At 57.8% G+C, this 15,923-nt stretch carries 20 protein-coding genes and 3 pseudogenes; 15 read left to right on the top strand and 8 right to left on the bottom strand.

Going from position 1 to position 15,923, the window contains the following annotated elements:
* Nucleotides 1-182: 182 nt before the first annotated feature.
* From ACYZT5_RS04480 to ACYZT5_RS04470, 3 genes and pseudogenes are all read left to right on the top strand, one after another.
* Nucleotides 183-392 (top strand): annotated as a pseudogene (locus ACYZT5_RS04480) (hypothetical protein); the annotation flags it as partial.
* A 214-nt stretch (nt 393-606) separates the two neighbouring features.
* The gene (locus ACYZT5_RS04475; RefSeq protein WP_462049982.1) at nt 607-897 is read left to right on the top strand and encodes a type II toxin-antitoxin system ParD family antitoxin; all 291 of its coding nucleotides are present in this window, start codon (nt 607-609) and stop codon (nt 895-897) included.
* Between the two features lie 2 nt (nt 898-899).
* Entirely contained in the window at nt 900-1,256 is a 357-nt protein-coding gene (locus ACYZT5_RS04470) for a type II toxin-antitoxin system RelE/ParE family toxin (protein WP_462049981.1), read from the top strand.
* Here ACYZT5_RS04470 and ACYZT5_RS04465 read toward each other — a convergent pair.
* The 4 genes from ACYZT5_RS04465 to ACYZT5_RS04450 all read right to left on the bottom strand — a co-directional run bounded on the left by ACYZT5_RS04465 (nt 1,144) and on the right by ACYZT5_RS04450 (nt 4,042).
* Nucleotides 1,144-1,500: a hypothetical protein gene (locus tag ACYZT5_RS04465; protein ID WP_462052188.1), complete on the bottom strand. Its 357-nt coding sequence runs from the start codon at nt 1,498-1,500 to the stop codon at nt 1,144-1,146. The two genes, ACYZT5_RS04470 and ACYZT5_RS04465, sit on opposite strands and share 113 nt — an antisense overlap.
* A 61-nt stretch (nt 1,501-1,561) precedes the next feature.
* A complete protein-coding gene (locus tag ACYZT5_RS04460) occupies nt 1,562-1,711 on the bottom strand; it encodes an Arm DNA-binding domain-containing protein (protein ID WP_462052187.1) in 150 nt (49 codons plus the stop codon).
* Between the two features lie 75 nt (nt 1,712-1,786).
* Nucleotides 1,787-3,394 carry a tyrosinase family protein gene (locus ACYZT5_RS04455; RefSeq protein ID WP_462049980.1) on the bottom strand — a complete coding sequence of 536 codons (1,608 nt, stop codon included), beginning with the start codon at nt 3,392-3,394 and terminating at the stop codon, nt 1,787-1,789.
* 474 nt (nt 3,395-3,868) lie between these two features.
* The gene (locus tag ACYZT5_RS04450; RefSeq protein ID WP_462049979.1) at nt 3,869-4,042 is read right to left on the bottom strand and encodes a hypothetical protein; all 174 of its coding nucleotides are present in this window, start codon (nt 4,040-4,042) and stop codon (nt 3,869-3,871) included.
* 387 nt (nt 4,043-4,429) lie between these two features.
* On the opposite strand from ACYZT5_RS04450, the gene ACYZT5_RS04445 reads away from it, so the two are divergent.
* From ACYZT5_RS04445 to ACYZT5_RS04405, 9 genes are all read left to right on the top strand, one after another.
* The gene (locus tag ACYZT5_RS04445) at nt 4,430-5,404 is read left to right on the top strand and encodes a DJ-1/PfpI family protein (RefSeq protein WP_462049978.1); all 975 of its coding nucleotides are present in this window, start codon (nt 4,430-4,432) and stop codon (nt 5,402-5,404) included.
* Nucleotides 5,295-7,463 (top strand): multicopper oxidase family protein, encoded by a 2,169-nt coding sequence (locus ACYZT5_RS04440; RefSeq protein ID WP_462049977.1) that lies wholly within the window; start codon nt 5,295-5,297, stop codon nt 7,461-7,463. The genes ACYZT5_RS04445 and ACYZT5_RS04440 overlap by 110 nt, the downstream gene beginning before the upstream one ends.
* Nucleotides 7,464-7,479: 16 nt before the next feature.
* Nucleotides 7,480-7,905, top strand: a complete 426-nt coding sequence (locus ACYZT5_RS04435) for a hypothetical protein (protein WP_462049976.1) — start codon at nt 7,480-7,482, stop codon at nt 7,903-7,905.
* Nucleotides 7,906-8,037: 132 nt separating this feature from the next.
* On the top strand, nt 8,038-8,304 hold the full coding sequence (locus ACYZT5_RS04430) for a hypothetical protein (protein WP_462049975.1): 267 nt from the start codon (nt 8,038-8,040) through the stop codon (nt 8,302-8,304).
* The gene (locus ACYZT5_RS04425; RefSeq protein ID WP_462049974.1) at nt 8,295-9,071 is read left to right on the top strand and encodes a copper chaperone; all 777 of its coding nucleotides are present in this window, start codon (nt 8,295-8,297) and stop codon (nt 9,069-9,071) included. The genes ACYZT5_RS04430 and ACYZT5_RS04425 overlap by 10 nt, the downstream gene beginning before the upstream one ends.
* A 159-nt stretch (nt 9,072-9,230) precedes the next feature.
* Complete coding sequence (locus tag ACYZT5_RS04420; RefSeq protein ID WP_462049973.1) at nt 9,231-9,596, top strand: hypothetical protein; 366 nt, start codon at nt 9,231-9,233, stop codon at nt 9,594-9,596.
* Between the two features lie 168 nt (nt 9,597-9,764).
* A complete protein-coding gene (locus tag ACYZT5_RS04415; protein WP_462049972.1) occupies nt 9,765-9,977 on the top strand; it encodes a hypothetical protein in 213 nt (70 codons plus the stop codon).
* Between the two features lie 57 nt (nt 9,978-10,034).
* Nucleotides 10,035-10,271, top strand: a complete 237-nt coding sequence (locus tag ACYZT5_RS04410; RefSeq protein ID WP_462049971.1) for a hypothetical protein — start codon at nt 10,035-10,037, stop codon at nt 10,269-10,271.
* Between the two features lie 339 nt (nt 10,272-10,610).
* Nucleotides 10,611-10,763, top strand: coding sequence for a hypothetical protein (locus ACYZT5_RS04405; RefSeq protein WP_462049970.1), 153 nt, complete (start codon nt 10,611-10,613; stop codon nt 10,761-10,763).
* Between the two features lie 30 nt (nt 10,764-10,793).
* Here the strand turns inward: ACYZT5_RS04405 and ACYZT5_RS04400 are convergent, their stop codons facing one another.
* On the bottom strand, nt 10,794-11,027 hold the full coding sequence (locus ACYZT5_RS04400) for a hypothetical protein (protein WP_462049969.1): 234 nt from the start codon (nt 11,025-11,027) through the stop codon (nt 10,794-10,796).
* A 112-nt stretch (nt 11,028-11,139) separates the two neighbouring features.
* Here ACYZT5_RS04400 and yejK point away from each other — a divergent pair.
* The 3 genes and pseudogenes from yejK to ACYZT5_RS04385 all read left to right on the top strand — a co-directional run bounded on the left by yejK (nt 11,140) and on the right by ACYZT5_RS04385 (nt 13,644).
* A pseudogene (gene yejK / locus ACYZT5_RS04395) lies at nt 11,140-12,145 on the top strand (nucleoid-associated protein YejK).
* Nucleotides 12,146-12,202: 57 nt separating this feature from the next.
* Nucleotides 12,203-12,592, top strand: coding sequence for a hypothetical protein (locus ACYZT5_RS04390; RefSeq protein WP_462049968.1), 390 nt, complete (start codon nt 12,203-12,205; stop codon nt 12,590-12,592).
* Between the two features lie 644 nt (nt 12,593-13,236).
* Nucleotides 13,237-13,644: a hypothetical protein gene (locus tag ACYZT5_RS04385; protein ID WP_462049967.1), complete on the top strand. Its 408-nt coding sequence runs from the start codon at nt 13,237-13,239 to the stop codon at nt 13,642-13,644.
* Here the strand turns inward: ACYZT5_RS04385 and ACYZT5_RS04380 are convergent.
* From ACYZT5_RS04380 to ACYZT5_RS04370, 3 genes and pseudogenes are all read right to left on the bottom strand, one after another.
* A complete protein-coding gene (locus tag ACYZT5_RS04380; protein ID WP_462052186.1) occupies nt 13,620-13,919 on the bottom strand; it encodes a hypothetical protein in 300 nt (99 codons plus the stop codon). The genes ACYZT5_RS04385 and ACYZT5_RS04380 overlap by 25 nt on opposite strands.
* Before the next feature lie 65 nt (nt 13,920-13,984).
* Nucleotides 13,985-14,281 (bottom strand): annotated as a pseudogene (locus ACYZT5_RS04375) (Arm DNA-binding domain-containing protein); the annotation flags it as partial.
* Between the two features lie 438 nt (nt 14,282-14,719).
* Nucleotides 14,720-15,913 carry an acetyl-CoA C-acyltransferase gene (locus tag ACYZT5_RS04370; RefSeq protein WP_462049966.1) on the bottom strand — a complete coding sequence of 398 codons (1,194 nt, stop codon included), beginning with the start codon at nt 15,911-15,913 and terminating at the stop codon, nt 14,720-14,722.
* Between the last annotated feature and the right edge of the window lie 10 nt (nt 15,914-15,923).

Here is a 15,923-nt window from a genome sequence, read left to right as displayed (position 1 = left end):
GGCTAAGTGCCGGTTTTTTTGCGTTCCAGCGACATGCTTTTCACGAAGTGCTCACAGAACGGAGCGCAGATTGAACGGACAAAAGGATTTGACCCCATACAGAGAGCCCGCCATGCGCGGGCTTTTTGTTGTCAGACATTCCCGCTGCTAAGCTCCCCACTCTCTCGAATGGAGTCGAAGCTATGCCCTCTCGCGAATACTCGCTACCCGATGTCCTCGAACGTCTGTACCAAAACCAGCTGGCCTTAGAGGCGGCCGTGATGGAGTAGACCTTGAGGGTCGAGCGCCAAGGTGCGTCGGATACTGGCGACAATGTCCGCGGCGCGCTTCACACGATCGGTGAGAACGCCGGACACATCAAACAGGGCTTGGCCAAGCTGACGGCCCAAGGCCCACACCAATCAAGCTGCCCCCGACGTCCGCCTGCAACAGCGTTTTTGGACTTTGTGCGCATGCAGTCCGGGTTAGCACACGCTGTTCGGCGCGAAGGATGACCCCGTACGACACAATGCGTCAGATACAAATCCCAAACTATGTGTTCGCGGGCAAAATGGCATAATATGCCAATGGTCGAAAGAACCTGTTTGCCCAGAGCTGGAGCTAATTATGGCGACGCGAAACGTTGTGCTCACCCCTCACCAGGAACAGGTTATCCATGACCTGGTGCAGTCCGGCCGTTATCAGAATGCCAGCGAAGTGATGCGAGAAGGTTTGCGCCTATTGGAACAGCGCGTCGCCGAAGACACTGCCAAAATTGAGGCCCTGCGTCAGGCGACCTCGATCGGCATCATGGACCTTGAGCGCGGGCGCTTTACTCAGTTGAATGAAGGGGATCTGGAGCACTACCTCGAGGGGTTGAGCCTGGAGGCAACTATCCCCGCGAGAGAGAAACACTGAGCATGCCGCAGTATCGGATTTCCAACGCGGCGCGCGCCGACATTGTCGACATCCTCAGGCTCTCCCGGACGCAGTTCGGCGATCAAGCACGCCAACGCTACCAGGCGCTGATCCTCTCCGCATTACAAGCTATCGCCGACACGCCCTATCGCATTGGCAGCCACGACCGCGATGAGCTTGCACCGGGCCTTCGCAGCTATCACCTCATCTACTCACGCCAGCAGGCTAAACACCCCCATGGAACGGTCAAAAGCCCGCGCCATGTCGTGTTCTATCGCGTGGCAAACGACGACGTGATCGAGGTCGTCCGACTCCTTCATGACGCCATGGAAGTGCAACTGCACCTGCCCAACGACTGATCACCGACCTGGCCCAAAGGCTTAACTGGCCATGAACAGCGAAGGTCAGGCGCCCGCCTCTACATCTCAATCTGAGTGCACAGCGCTGTCGCCCGATTCGGCGAAGCACGGCCACACTATCGAGGTCGACGGCCGGATTGATATCAAGCCCTCCCTCGACGATGGCGTACCGGAAGAATTGATTTAAGCAGGTTCGGTACGTCTCTGCCGTCGAGCACGCGCCACGACGTTCAATTTCGCGCACCACCTCCAGCGCATCCTCAGACTCAACACCTTGAATCACGTCAACGTTCTAAGGCCCTTTCTTAGGTGTTTTCCGTGGTCAGGTGCCTGGCGTTACACACCTGCTGCCTATGAGCGCACGGATCGATGCCTCTGGCGACCAGCGACCTCGCAACATCACGCAGAGCGCGAGCATCTCGCAGGCTAATTTCAGGATAGGTACCGAGGGAAATACGGGGTTGCTTAGGCGCAGCGACCGAAGATTGCCTTCGGCCGCCGCGCCAGCAGTGGGCAAAGCCCGTTGTGGATCAGTAAGTTTCCAGCTTAAACGGCGCGTCCGCAGTGGCGGCATTGCCGGTGCTGAGCAGACCTGCCGCATTTGGCCGCTTCAGGACCGAGTCACGGGTCTGTATTTCCACCTCGATACTGTCGTCGTCAATCGCCGAGTTATCGGCGTTGAGTGGCAGCTTGAAGGTGGCCTTGGCTTCCAGGTGCGTCTGGCAGTTCATGCAACCTTCGACGTGCCAACGGCTGAGGATCGGCCGGGTACCCAGGTACTCGCGCTTGCCATCGACCTTGGCGTAGGCCGAGATCAGGAACGAACCACGGATTTTCGCTCGGTTGATACGGCTGACCCGCAGGGTCTTGCCGGTTGGCTGCGGTGCCGCGGCCTTGAACAGCAACTGCTTGGCGGGTTGGGCATAGGCATCCAGGGAACCGGCGCCATAGACGTAGCCCAGTTGCTTCTCGATGTTGATGCAGTCACGGGTGGTGAAGGGTTTGCCGTCTGCCTTGACGAAGGGGTCCAGGGTGGTGTCCAGGCTCAGTATGGCGTTCGGGTCCAGGCCCGCACCGCCCGCCGGGGGTTGCACGCCGTCGGGTTTATAGTAAGTGGCACCGGGATCCTTGGGGTCGATGCTGAATTCATCGGTGGCCCCTTGGCGGCACTGCCAGGTCCAGAACACATAGTCGATAAAGCAGTGGTGGAAGAAGAAAACCGGGTCCAGGCCGGCGGTTTCATTCTCGCCCATATCGCCATTGGCCCCGGGAATCGCCGAATTGTCGCCCTGGCCCGGATAGTCAAAACCGCCGACCGCCAGGTGCATGAAGTTGTGAGGCTCCTCCAGCGGCACATAGTGAGGGCCCTCCGGGACGGCGTCGTTCTTCGCGCCGGCGGAGGTTGTATTGGAGAATAGCGTGTAGCTCGGAGAGTCGAGGCAGGCTTCGAAGCGACTGAACACCTCGCCGCGCCACTTGCCACCAATCTTGATCTTGCCGCTCAGCCAGGTGCTGACGTTCTCATTGAGGTAGGTGATGTTCTTCGCCGGGTCCTTGAACTGCGCGTTGTGTGCCGCCGTGGCTACGCGGTCCGGTTCAGTGCCCAGCAGCCCGGACAGCGGATAGCGCACGGTCTCGTAGCCTTCGGGCTTGCTGTAGATGATCGGGGTGCCCGTGACCTCATCGGTGATGGCTTGCGGGAACACGAAAGAGCGCAGCGGGTTTTCGATCTTCTGACCGTCGATCACGAAGGATTCCTGGGTCAGGGCCGAAGGCAGGCCATTTTCTCGTGACTCGTCGCTACATTCATCCCAGAACGGCAGGGTGACGTTTTCACATTTGGGGATACTGCGCAGCGCCTCTTCCAGGCGCCAGAGATAGGCGCGGTGCCAGCTCGGAAAGAGCACCGTGCCGTGCTGGCAGTAGCCGCCCCACCAGTTGGGGTCGGTCTTGCCTTCACCACGGAACGGCTCGCCATGCAGACCACCGATGGAGAAGAAAGAGTTGGGGTTGTTGGCGGGAAGATCCTTGATGCCTTTCCAGGCGCGGATCAGTGCTTCAAGTTCATCTTTTTTGCCGTGGTCATAGTCGTACTGAACATCACTGAGAGAACGGCGTACACGTGGGGCGGATGACATGGTGACCTCCTTGTTGCCAGAAGTCCCGAAAGGCTCGGGGGGGTACTGCTCCATCGTCAGCATATATGGGATCTAGCAACGTGCCAGTAGGAACGCCAATACAACAAAGACCTGCGGCTAATATTGGTCGAAAACAGATGAACGACAAGGTCAGGATTCAGAATGTTGACTAGGAGTTGTCGATGGATCTTCCGCCCCTACTATCGCTCATCAGAAAACCGGTTACCTGACTCTGCGAGAAAATATCGGACTGGATGTTGAAGCGCCTGTTGCTACCAACCTATCGTCTTTCTCATGAGCGCGGGGCCTGTCATCACCGGCTAGGGGGCCACTGGGAACCATTGGGCGAACATGCAGAGTTCTCTGTTTATTTGAAGCGTCCGACCGACTCAGCGCCTAAAATATCCCGCAGCGCTTTTAGAGAAAAAAACTGAAATCACCCAGTTAAATATAGTATTTGAAGCGTGGGGCGGTTCAGTTCGCTATCCAGAACACATAATCGTGTACGACATTGATGAGCGGCCGGTGATTTGGACGTTCACCAACATCCCATGCAAGGACATCGTTGTACTCGACGAAGGTTGGGTTCGATTTTCGATCGAGCAATACCAGCTTCGCCGCTGTGAATTCAGCACTGGCACTGAACATCAGCGATGTTCGTCAGCTCCATCTGGGCGCTGTATACCTGACAGTTTCAGCCTTCGAGTCGGAAACCTCCGGTTACCCGCATAGGTTTTCGGGCTAAAACGGTTCTGCCGCGACCGCGAAAAACACCGCCTGAACTCCCTCCTCGCTAATCACTACCTCCCCCCATAGATACCGCCAGCGTCGATCAGTACCACTCAGCACCTGCCTACGAAAACGCCTTGCAGGTGGGCTGGCGTCGACTACGCTCCCCAAAAGCTGCCCTTGGGTATTAGTTTGAGGCAGCAAGACCTCCGGTTTTGCTGTCCGGGCATCGCAACGCTGATTAGCAGGACGCTACACACCTGACGACGCAAGCGCGTTCGCCGCGGTGTTTCCCAGGAGGGAGCCATGCCCGCACCAGGCCAGTACTTGATTGCAATCCCGGTTTACAATGGTGTGGACTTGCTCGACGTCAGCGCCCCTTACGAGCTGTTCAACTGGATGGCTCAGATTGAATCGCAGCACAACCCCGCCGCGCCACCCCGGGTAGTTCGGTTGATTTCTCTTGATGGGCCGTCCATCACCACCCGGGACGGCCTGACGCTCGGCGGCGATTTGCCCATTTTCGATCAACACTCTGAATACATCAGTCTGCTGTGGATTCCCGGCGGCGAACCTGACGACTTACAGCGCCTAATGGGCGATCCACAGCGCATGAACTGGCTGTTGCGACAAGGCGAGGCAGCGAAATTTTCCGCCTCCGTCTGCGAGGGTGCATTGCTGGCTGCCGCCGCCGGTTTGCTGGACGGTTACAATGCGACGACTCATTGGGCCTTCATCGCCTGCCTGAAACTCTTCACCCGCGTTAATGTGGTGGAAGGCTATCCGCGCTTCATCGTCGACGAACAACGCATCACCGGTGGCGGCATTTCGTCGGGGCTGGATGAGGCATTGAAAATTATCGCCTTGATCTCCAGCGATATCGTCGCCCAACAGGTGCAGTTGACCATCCAGTACAACCCCGCCCCTCCCTTCACCAGCGGCGACCCTTCCGTGGCCCAGCCGCCGGTCTACACCCCGGGTGCCGGACGCACCTGCGATTTTGCCGGCATGGCCGCGACCATCGCCAATGTGCTCAAGCGCAAAGGTTCTTCCTCAGCAACGTGTAGCCACCGCAGGGTCGATGCCGATTTCCACGTTAATCTGCTAATCAAAGGACACACGGCCATCATGGCTGTCGCACACATCCGCGCAGTGGCGCAGGGAGAACAACATGACTTCGCTTCGCATAGTCCTGGCCGGGTTGATGGTCTGCACAACCTCCTCGGCAGCGCTCGCCGAACTCGTGGCCCAGCCTTTCCTTGCACCGCTCAGACTCCTTGAAAAAGGAGCGCCGGGCACACTGAAGGCGACCGAGCAGGCCCTTCCGGAAACAGTTTGCAACCCGGCGGGCGACATCACCCGTGACGGTCAAACCGTCGAACTCAACCTGCAAGTGCAGAAACGCGAAAATTACATCTACAACCCGGGCAATCCCGACGGTGCCAAGGACAAGGTCAAGCTGCGCTCCTATGGCGGCTGCTTGTCGGGGCCGCTCATCGATGTGCAGCCAGGCAACACCCTGCGGGTGCACCTGGACAACCAACTGGAGAAAAACGATCCCAGCTGTCCGGGGGGAAACGATCCGGCGAATGGCGAGGCAGGATGCTTCAACACGATCAATCTGCATTACCACGGGATGCACGTGTCGCCGTCGGGCAACAGTGACAACGTGCTCTTGAACATCGCTCCGCAAACCAAATTCGAATACGAGATCAACATCCCCACAGATCACCCTTCGGGCACCTTCTGGTACCACGCGCACCGGCATGGTTCCACGGCGCTGCAGGTCGCCAGCGGCGCTGCGGGAGCCTTGATTGTGCGCGGTGACCGACCCTACACCGGCGGCAAACCAGGAGACATCGACACCATTCTCAAGGATGCTGCCGGGAAACCCATTACCGAACAAGTCTTTCTGTTCCAGCAAATCCCCTATGCCTGTTTCGACGACAAGGGCGCCATCATTACGCAAAAGGATGGCACCTGGACGTGTCCCAGCGGCAAAACAGGTGTTGTAGAGAACTTCAATGCGCAGCTCTCCTCGGCCACTGTCTGGGATGAAAGCGGTCGGTTCACCAGCATCAACGGCGCGGTGCAACCAACCCTCCAGGGCGTTGCCGCGGGAGAAATCCAACGCTGGCGCTTCATTCACGGGGGGATCCACGATACGGTGAACCTGCAGATCGTGCCCATAAACACGACCAGTCCCAAAGCCAGTCTCGCACTCAAGGGTGTGCTCAGCGGTACACCGAAGGAACAGGCTGCGATGATCGCCGACCTGTGCCCGGTGACGGTGCCCGATTCCAGCAAACCGGTCGAGCTTGTCCCTCAATTCGAGATCGCCGCTGACGGACTCACGCGCACCGCAATTCGCCCCATCGGCGTGAACAAAAAAAGCGTTAGCGGTGGCATCGGCAGTAACTTTCTGCAACCCGGTTATCGCAGTGATGTGCTGCTGATGTTCCCCCACGACGGCACCTACTGTGTGCTGAATCAGGCGGCCACGCCCGCAGAACGCGCCAATGCCGGCCCGGGTGGCCAGGGCCCGAACGAAACCCAATTGCTGGCGACGGTTATCGTCTCTGGCGGCAAGGTCGTGACCGACGACCCGCAAAGCTATATCCAGCAAGCGCTCTACGACGCCAACAAAACGGACCCGTCGCTGCCCGCCGAGGCCCTCGAAGGATTGCGTACCGGCAACCTGAAACCTTGGCGCGGGATGGACGACCTCAAGGATGCGGTGGTCAACAACGACATCCAGAAGGCTGACTTCTTCATCGGCAATCCGCCATTCCCGCCCTCACCGCCTGCCACCCCTCCGAAAAAACCGGGAGAACCTTGGACAGGCGCGTTCGGCTTTTACATCAACTACAAGTCCTATGACCCGGACCGCATCGACTTCACTCGCCAGGTCAACACCACCGACGACTGGGTGCTGACCTCGCAGGTTGAACCCCACATCTTTCATATACACGTCAACCCGTTCCAGGTGATGGACGTGCTCTACGCCAAGCCCGGCGAGAAACCCAAAAGTATCTTCGGTCCCAATGGCGAGTGCCTGGTGCCAGCCGACGAACTGGGACTGCAAAACCAATACTGCGGGATGTGGCACGAGTTCAAAGACACCATCTTCGTGCAGAACGACTACCAGGTGCTGGTGCGTACGCACTACGACCGCTACATCGGCGAGTTCGTCATCCACTGCCACATCCTCGACCACGAAGACGGCGGCATGATGACCAATATCCAGATCGTTCCAGACATCAATGCCATCGGCGGCGGCTTTGGCATGGCAGGTATGACGCACGCACCGCATCAACACTCAGATTCCAAGCAACACTGATAAGGAGATGTCAGTAATGAGTAATCCCTTTGCAGGAAAATGGACTTATAGGAGCTTTCTCAACAACCCTGCGTTGACAGACGGTGACCCGGAAAAACTGGCGGCCCTATTGTTCGCGGAAGGCGTGTGGACAGTGGAGGACACCGCCAACGGGACGTTCATCGGAGAACTCGGTTTCGGGTCGAACGCCCTCATGGACTTGAAGGGGGTCATCACCCCCGCCCACAACGGTGTTCCGGACCACGTACACATTGAGGGCAGCGGGCGGCCCGGGACCTCGACACAAGACTACTTCTACGATTATGACGGGTCACTGACGGAGCACTGGCCAAACGGCGTAAATCAGGTTTCGGCCATCACTGGATCGGTCATCCGCATGAAGCCTCACAACGGCGCCCCAGCTGGACTGGTCGCCTCGTTCATCGCCGTCAAGACAACCTAGGCGCTGCTTGTCGGGATACTACCGGGTCGCCAGGGCATTTCGAGCAAGATGCATGCGTTGAGCACGAGCATGCTGGCGACCAGGATCCGGTCCACTGGAACTTTTTTTGTTATTGACGACAAGGAGTCGGGCATGACAATGACCTCCACCACAGCGCCTATCACCAACGCTACCTGGTATGGGCAGGTCCGCGATTTGTTTACCTCCGAGGACAGGGAGCACATGGCCAGGCTAGGCCTTGATCTTGCCAGCTACAGCGTCGTGATGAACCTCGCCGGCAACATCTACCAACAAGTGGCGGCGGGCAACATGCCGCGGCGACCCTGGTCCCCTGACTGGGTGGGTAAGCGTTCTCACGCGAAGTGGTGTCGTGAGTTGAGAGCGACATCATGCGGGTAGGCCCAGTTCTACGCAGTTTTACTTACGACCCCTGGCCATTGCTTTTAGCCACGGCGGGACTCGGCCTGGCCCTTTCCGTTTACAACGAGGTGAACACAGAAGGTCCCGCGTTTTGCGTGTCCGTGAATGGGCTATCGATCATCACGAGTTGGCCCGTGGCGCTGCAAGCGGAGCTCGCACTGAACCCACTCCACCGAATCCTGGCGGGTTGGGCCCTGATGCTTTTGGCCATGATGCCGCCCCTTCTGGCGATGCCACTGGTGCATGTCTGGCGCTCTAGCCCGCCAAGCAGGCGAATACGAGCGTCGGTCGGGTTCCTGCTCGGTTACTGTACGCTGTGGATGGCAGTTGGCCCCATTCTGACAGCCCTAGCGTTGTTGCTACAGATTGCTGTCATAAAAAACGCCCTGGCGGTGGCACTGCTGATCGCGATGCTATGGAGCGCAAGCCCGTGGCACCGTGTAGCACTCAATCGGGGCCATCTACTGCGCCGAATAGGTATGTTCGGCTGGGCTGCCGACAGGGATTGTCTGATATTCGGCATGACGCATGGCGTCTTTTGTATCGTTTCGTGCTGGGCCTGGATGCTCGTGCCGCTTGTTAGCGGGGCATGGCACATTCCGATGATGCTGTTCGCAGGCGCCACCATGCTGGCTGAACGGCTCACGCCTCCTGGGCCACCGCGTTGGTGCTGGCACCCGTTTTTTTTACCGGTTCACCTTTACACCCTCCTCACTAAGCGCAATGCGGAGGGTCCCCATGGTTAGGCGTGTTTGTCTGGCAATCGGAGTGAGCGCGGTGACTCCTGTCCCGCCGAGGTCGTTGACCAGTTGATCCTGGCATTTGGCGGTCATGGACTCACCGATGCGAATATCGGTTCAATCTCATGCCTGTTAAGCGCCTCACTGCACCTGTAATACCGTGTTGTGGCCGATTTGTTCTATGCGGAATTACTACTGCGCGGCGTCAAGCGCATCACGCTCATTACCAATGCCTGCCGCGAAGCGCCCCAGAGTCTCGAGCTGATGCGGCTTGATGGAGTACGCGGGATCGTTGTACAGCGCGCTCAAGTTGAATGCCCTAGATTTGATCGCCTGCCGTCGTGTCAGGACGGACAACTCGGCTATATGGTCTATGACCCGGCGTCCCACGCGCCGGGCAAGTGCGTGTTCTTTGGCGTCATGGCAGATGTGCTCCGGGTTGTGGAACCGGCCGCCATCGCCGCCGGCTTGCAACCCTGGCTACACATCCCTCCCTGGGAATGCCGGGTCGCAGCAACTCGTGCCGGGTAGAAAACGCCTTCACCTTCGTATCATCGTACACAGTCGATTCTCCTAGGGCGTTTGTCGGTAGATCAGACTTCGATCTGGGGCGTTCACAGATGGCGACGCACGGCATACCCGCCCTGTGAGTTTTTTGCTGCCTGCTACGCTTTTCCTCACGCAAAGGAGGATCAAGCCATGCCGACCAACGACCTCATCCCTTCCCTGATCTACAAGCTCAATGAAAATCAGCTCGCCATTGCAGCGGCAGTGGAAGATCTCTCTGTTTGGATTGAACAGCTACATGGCCCGGCCGAGGACGCGGTCAGAATCCGCAACTCACTAACCAAGCTCGATGAAAACTTAGAGTTCATCACGCGCGGAGTCGCCGAGTTGTTGAATGATCGATAGCTCTATGGGGACTTTTCCCTGCTCCCTGTGCTTTCCCTTCTAACTGGAGGACCGGCCATGTCAGACGACCTTACCCCCGCCCTGCTCTACCGCATAAACCAGAACGTCATGACCCTTGAGTCTGCTGTCGAGGAGATCGGCATCTGGATCGACCAGCGTGGCTTCACGGAAACGTCCAGTCGGATAAACGCGCATCTGCAGGTATTGGCAGATAACACAGACGCCATTGCTGAGTTGATGGCTGATCTGATAGGTAGGTGGAAGCCGGAGGAAGAGATTGATCCGGAAGATTGAACCCGCGCAGCCCACCGCCTTTTAGCTCTTTTTGGAATCAACAAAACGGGTTCCAGCCTTGCGCGCGAGCTTGCGCCACTGGTCATCGTTGATGACTCCCTCTTTCTCCATCACGTCGGCTGCACTCAAGAGTTCGTGGTACTGCCCCTCGGCGTCCGCCCAGGAAACATGGCGATCGAATATTTCGCGCCCTCCAGCGCTAGATCAAGAGGGCGGCGCCTGACTGGAGAAGCTCTAATGTTCCAAAAGACGCTTGAGGCGCCAGGAACATTCGATGCCTGGCATGCAGCCCGCCACTGACTGGAAGATCGGGGCTACAGCTGCAGCGACACCTCTTCAATGCACCTAGTCGCAGTGCTCCAGGGAGATTGGCCGATCGCCAAGTGGAAGAACCTGACGCGAAAAGAAATCGCAGCGCTGGATGGCAAGGTCGATGGTAACTTTCGCGATGGGCCAGTGACCGTGCCGCTGAAATTCGCGCCGACCGCCTGACCCACCACTACCTATTCCGCCGAAGATCGCCTAGTCCTTTTCTAGGCGAAAGAGGAAGTCGCCGCTCAGTGAGCTTGCAACGTCGTCTTCAAGGAATCCCGCGAGCTTCCCGGAAGAGGAATAGATTTCCTCCCCTTCGATCCGGAAAAGCCAAGTTCCATTGTCGGACCTGACGAACTCATCGTGATCAATCCAGCCAACGCGAGGGCCATCAAGCCCTATTCCGTAGGCGGTGTACCGACCTTGACTGTAATCAACTGCCATCTCAGCGCTCCTTGATCCGGCCTTATGCCGGGATATCAATCAATAGCCCACAAACGCAAAGCACGCCACCGCATCCGGTCACGGAGGACGGCGCCTACCCGAGGTAATCGCAATGCCTGTTCTCCACAGCGTAATCCACAAGATCGACAAGAAGCCGGACGGTAGCCCGGCAGTCCTGCACCTCAGCGGCAGCCAGTTGGTCGAGAGCGGCGTCCGCGACAATCTGATCAGTCAGTTCAACGAAGGCTACAACGCTAAAACGGGCAAGACTTGGGGCTCCTTCCACGCCGAATCGGGAGCTCATCCGCTCAGCGGTTGGTTGGGCAAGTACCTGGCCGGCACCGAAAACTTCATGGAAGTCAGTAATAACGCCGTCGAGCATCTGACAATGCTCATGGAAGAATTCAACCTGTCTATCGGTGGAAACGCTCTCTTCTGCCACTACCTGCAAGACATGACCGACTACCTGTTGATTGCCCTGGTGCAGGAAACCGAAGCGGTGACCATGACCGATGGGCTGACGCGGATGCCAATCCGGCACTTGGACCTGGACCACATTCAGCTGGCAACTCGAATCAACCTCAGCGAGTGGAAGAGCAACCCCAGCGTCCCGCCAGTACATATCGCTAATCAAGGGCAAAAACGGCCGGCGTGCTAGCTATTTCCGCGACTTCATCGGCTGCCAGGAAGGTGTCGACGGCCCGGGCGAAACCCGCACTCTGCTCAAGGCATTCAGCGACTTCGTTGAAAGCGAAGACCTAGGCGAGGATTCGTCCCGCGAGAAGACCAACACCTTGGTCAGCTACGTGATGGCTCAAGCCAAGTTTGGTGAGCCGATCACCCTCGACGAATTATCCGAAGTACTCGACGACGACCAGCCAAGGGCGTTTGCCGACTTCATTCGCGACCAAGACTACGGCCTTTCGGCTTCGCTCCCGCCGGACAAGAAGACCCTGAATAAATTTTGGCGCTTCACTGGGCGGTCGGACGGCCTATCGATCAGCTTCGAGTCGCACCTGCTCAGCTCGAAGGTCGAGTTCGACAAAGCTGGCGGTACACTGATGCTGCGCGGATTGCCAACCCAGCTCACCGATCAACTCAAGCGTGCAGTCGCCTGACGCCTACCGCAACGCCGCGCTCTGAACGGAGGGCGGCGCCTGACTGAGGACAAAGCGATGTCTTCCCCCCTCCGCGTCAAGCGGATTGATCTATCGCGCCCGCGCATTCGTCGGCGCGTCCTGCAGGCTCTCATATCGAGTTACAGCCTAACTGGCGATCGATCACAAGAGCCTGGCTGTGTACAGCCAGCACACTGGTTTCACGCTGGGCGAATGGCGCGGGCACTACAACGCCAAGAACGAATGGGTGCCGCTATGACACCTCACGAGCTCATCGAAAAAAATGTGCACGATGAGCTGGTTAAGCAGGGCTTCAAAGCGGGCATATGCTTTTCGGTCTCGCGTCACGCCGTCGACTATTACCGCCAGCGCAGCATGTTCAAGAAGAACGTCATTGCGGATGTGCTGGCCTGGTCGAAGAAGCAGACGAAGGAGATGTCGCGGTGACCACCCTCACCTATTGAAATTCAAGTCGCCCAGTGATCGTCGACGAACTTCTCGGCCGCCTTTATTCCCGACTGGAGCGCGTCATCGTACGTTGCCCAGCTTCCAAAAATGACGTCGTACACGACCAGCTGACTATCAGTAGGCCTGCTGGGCTGCTGGTCCGGAGAGATGAAAATTCTCTGATAATTCCCTCGTACCGAAAATTAGATCAGTAAGTTTTCTTCTCGATAGGCGTGGACATGGGGAGGCCAACGTTCACTCATACGCTGCTCCTTGATCCGATCTTATGCCGGACCATAAACCAATAGCCCACAAACTCATGTCACGCCAGCCAGAAAACCTGATGCCTGGTCGAATGCCCGATCACTCATCTTCATCTAATCGGAATCTGCTCAAGACAGAAGACCCCGGAAGCTTACTAGTCTCAACCTCAACATGCCTCCCGCCACAGTGCTCGCAATTGAAAATCTGGCTGTCGATGTCCTCGTCAAAGCAAAGCTCTACGGACGTATCTTGCTTGCATTTCTGGCAGATCAGTTTTTTCGTCATGACTGAAACCCCTGAAAATTTGACCGCCTGAGCTTAGCCAACTTTTCCTATGACCACAGAGACACATCCCCATCCCAACAGAAAACAAACTTGCCTTGAAGCAGCAGCGCGTCGAGCACGTCAATCAGGCAATCCGGATCATCGCCGACCATGGCCGGCGGTTCTTCTCCAGTCAGGCCGTAAATCGTTACGCCAGCATGGAAGTCGATTCGCGGGGCAAGATCTGGTTTATCGACGACTACAGCGGCAAGCGCGTCTTCACGCATAAAACTGTATGGGGTGGCCGGTGGCGAGGCTTCACTCAAGGCGGCACGCTGCGCCAGTTGGTGGAAGAGTTCCGCGATTACATCCGGACCGGTGAGCCGCTGCACCCTGGCTATCTCGGACCTGAACGGTTCGATGACAACAACATCTGGGGTTACGACGACGAAGGCATGCGCGCTGTACGCGAACAGGCCGGCGCCCTTCCCGTCTTCCGTCAGCCAGTCGCGGAGGCCGCATGAAGCGCGCAGCTGCACCTGCCCAACGACTGGCCACCGACCTGGCCCAAAGGGGTAGCTGGCCATGAACCGCGAAGGTGAGGCGCCCCTCCTCTACATCTCAATCTGAGTGCACAGCGCTGTCGCCCGATTCGGCGAAGCACGGCCACACTATCGAGGTCGGCGGCCGGATTGATATCAAGCCCTCCCTCGACAATGGCGTACCGGAAGAATTGATTTAAGCAGGTTCGGTACGTCTCCGCCGTCGAGCACGCGCCACGACGTACAATTTCGCGCACCACCTCTGGCGCATCCTCAGACTAGACGTCTTTAAATCACGTCAATGCTGAAAGACCCCTTCTTAGGTGTTTTCCGTGGCCAGGCGCTGGGCATTACGCTCCTGCCGCCGATGAGCACGCGGATCGATGCCCCTGGCGACCAGTGCCCTCGCAACATCACGCAGAGCGCGAGCATCTCGTAGGCTAATTTCAGGATAGGTACCGAGAGAAATACGGGGTTGCTTATCCGCCCAGGAAAAGCGGAAGTGCCAGCACTTGGCGCCTTTCGTACTCACGAAAAGGGCGAGGCCGTTGTAGTCAGGGAGGGTGTAGTCCTTGGCACGGGGTTTGGCGTGTCGGACCGCGGTATCGGTGAGGGCCATCGTACAATCTCCGTCTCGTTTGAATAGAGGAGATTTGTACGGTTTCCAGAGAGGCGAGTACCACAAAAAAGTGATCTACCAAACGCCGGATTAATGTACTAAAAAATGTACTAAAAAATCGTGGCTGATAGTGCTTTCGAGTGGAACTTACTGGAACTAAAAAAGAGGCCGAAGCCTCATTTTTTCAGTCTCTGCAGACTTCAATAGAAGCCTGTAGAAAAATAATTGGAGCGGGAAACGAGACTCGCATCTGGCGTCCGACCCATTGAAATCTAAGGGGTTTCTTTTCTCGCCGAAGCTAGGAAAGGCTCAATTCTGGACTTGTTTTTTAGGTGTATCAAGAGCAAAAAAGGAAGAATCCCAAGGCAAGCTATTGGGCTCCAGAGGGCGACTAGACGATGGCGATCGCGAGGACGCCACCGCAGGTAAGTCGTGCTCCTACAACAGGCATTCAACGGCCATTGCCGTGGCCTCGCCGCCGCCGATGCAGATCGCTGCAACGCCACGTTTCAGGCCTTTCTGGCGCAAGGCCGAAAGCAAAGTCACGAGAATCCGGGCGCCGGACGCACCGATCGGGTGACCCAGGGCGCAAGCGCCGCCGTGAACGTTGATCTTCTCGTGGGGGATTTCCAGTTGGGTCATGGTGACCAGACTGACCACGGCGAAGGCTTCGCTGATTTCGAGCAGATCGACTTGCTCCAGCGACCAGCCGGTTTTCTTCATCAGTTTCTTGATCGCGCCCACTGGTGCTACCGGAAACAGCTCCGGAGCATCGGCAAACGCCGCATGGCCGTGAATCACCGCCAGCGGTTTCAGGCCTCGCTTTTCAGCTTCGGAACGGCGCATCAACACCAGAGCCGCGGCGCCATCGGAAATGGAGCTGGAGTTCGCCGCAGTCACCGTGCCGCCCTCGCGGAACACCGGCTTCAGCGAGGTGACCTTGTCCAGTTTGGCTTTCGGTGGTTGCTCATCGTTGCTAATCAGCACTTGCTCCTTGCCAATCGTCACGGTCAGCGGAACGATTTCATCCCTGAAGCTGCCGTCTTTGATCGCCTGCTGCGCACGGGTGGTCGAGGCAATGGCAAAGGCATCTTGGGCTTCACGGGTGAAACCGTTGGTCTCGGCACAGTCTTCGGCAAAGGTGCCCATCAGACGTCCCTTGTTGTAGGCGTCTTCCAGGCCGTCGAGGGACATTGAATCGATCACCCGGCCATGGCCCATGCGGTATCCGCTGCGTGCGCGATCCAGTAAGTAAGGAGCATTGGACATGCTTTCCATGCCCCCGGCGATAACCACTTCGGCGCTGCCGGCCACCAGCATGTCGTGAGCGAGGATGGCTGCTTCCATGCCCGAACCGCACATTTTGTTCAGGGTCGTGCAGCGGGTCGATTTATCCAGCCCGGCGCCCAGTGCGGCTTGGCGCGCCGGCGCCTGGCCCAGGCCGGCCGGCAGTACACAGCCGAACAGCACTTCGTCCACGGCATCGGGGGCAACACCGGCGCGCTCGACCGCCGCCTTGATCGCGGCAGCACCGAGTTGCGGCGCGGTCAGGCTTTTCAGTTCGCCCTGAAATCCACCCATCGGGGTGCGGACGGCGCTGACAATGACAATCGGATCGTCGGAAAGGGTCATGACAAATCCT

The organism is Pseudomonas sp. LB3P14 (assembly GCF_054898045.1).
This window is presented reverse-complemented; position numbering and strand designations above follow the sequence as displayed.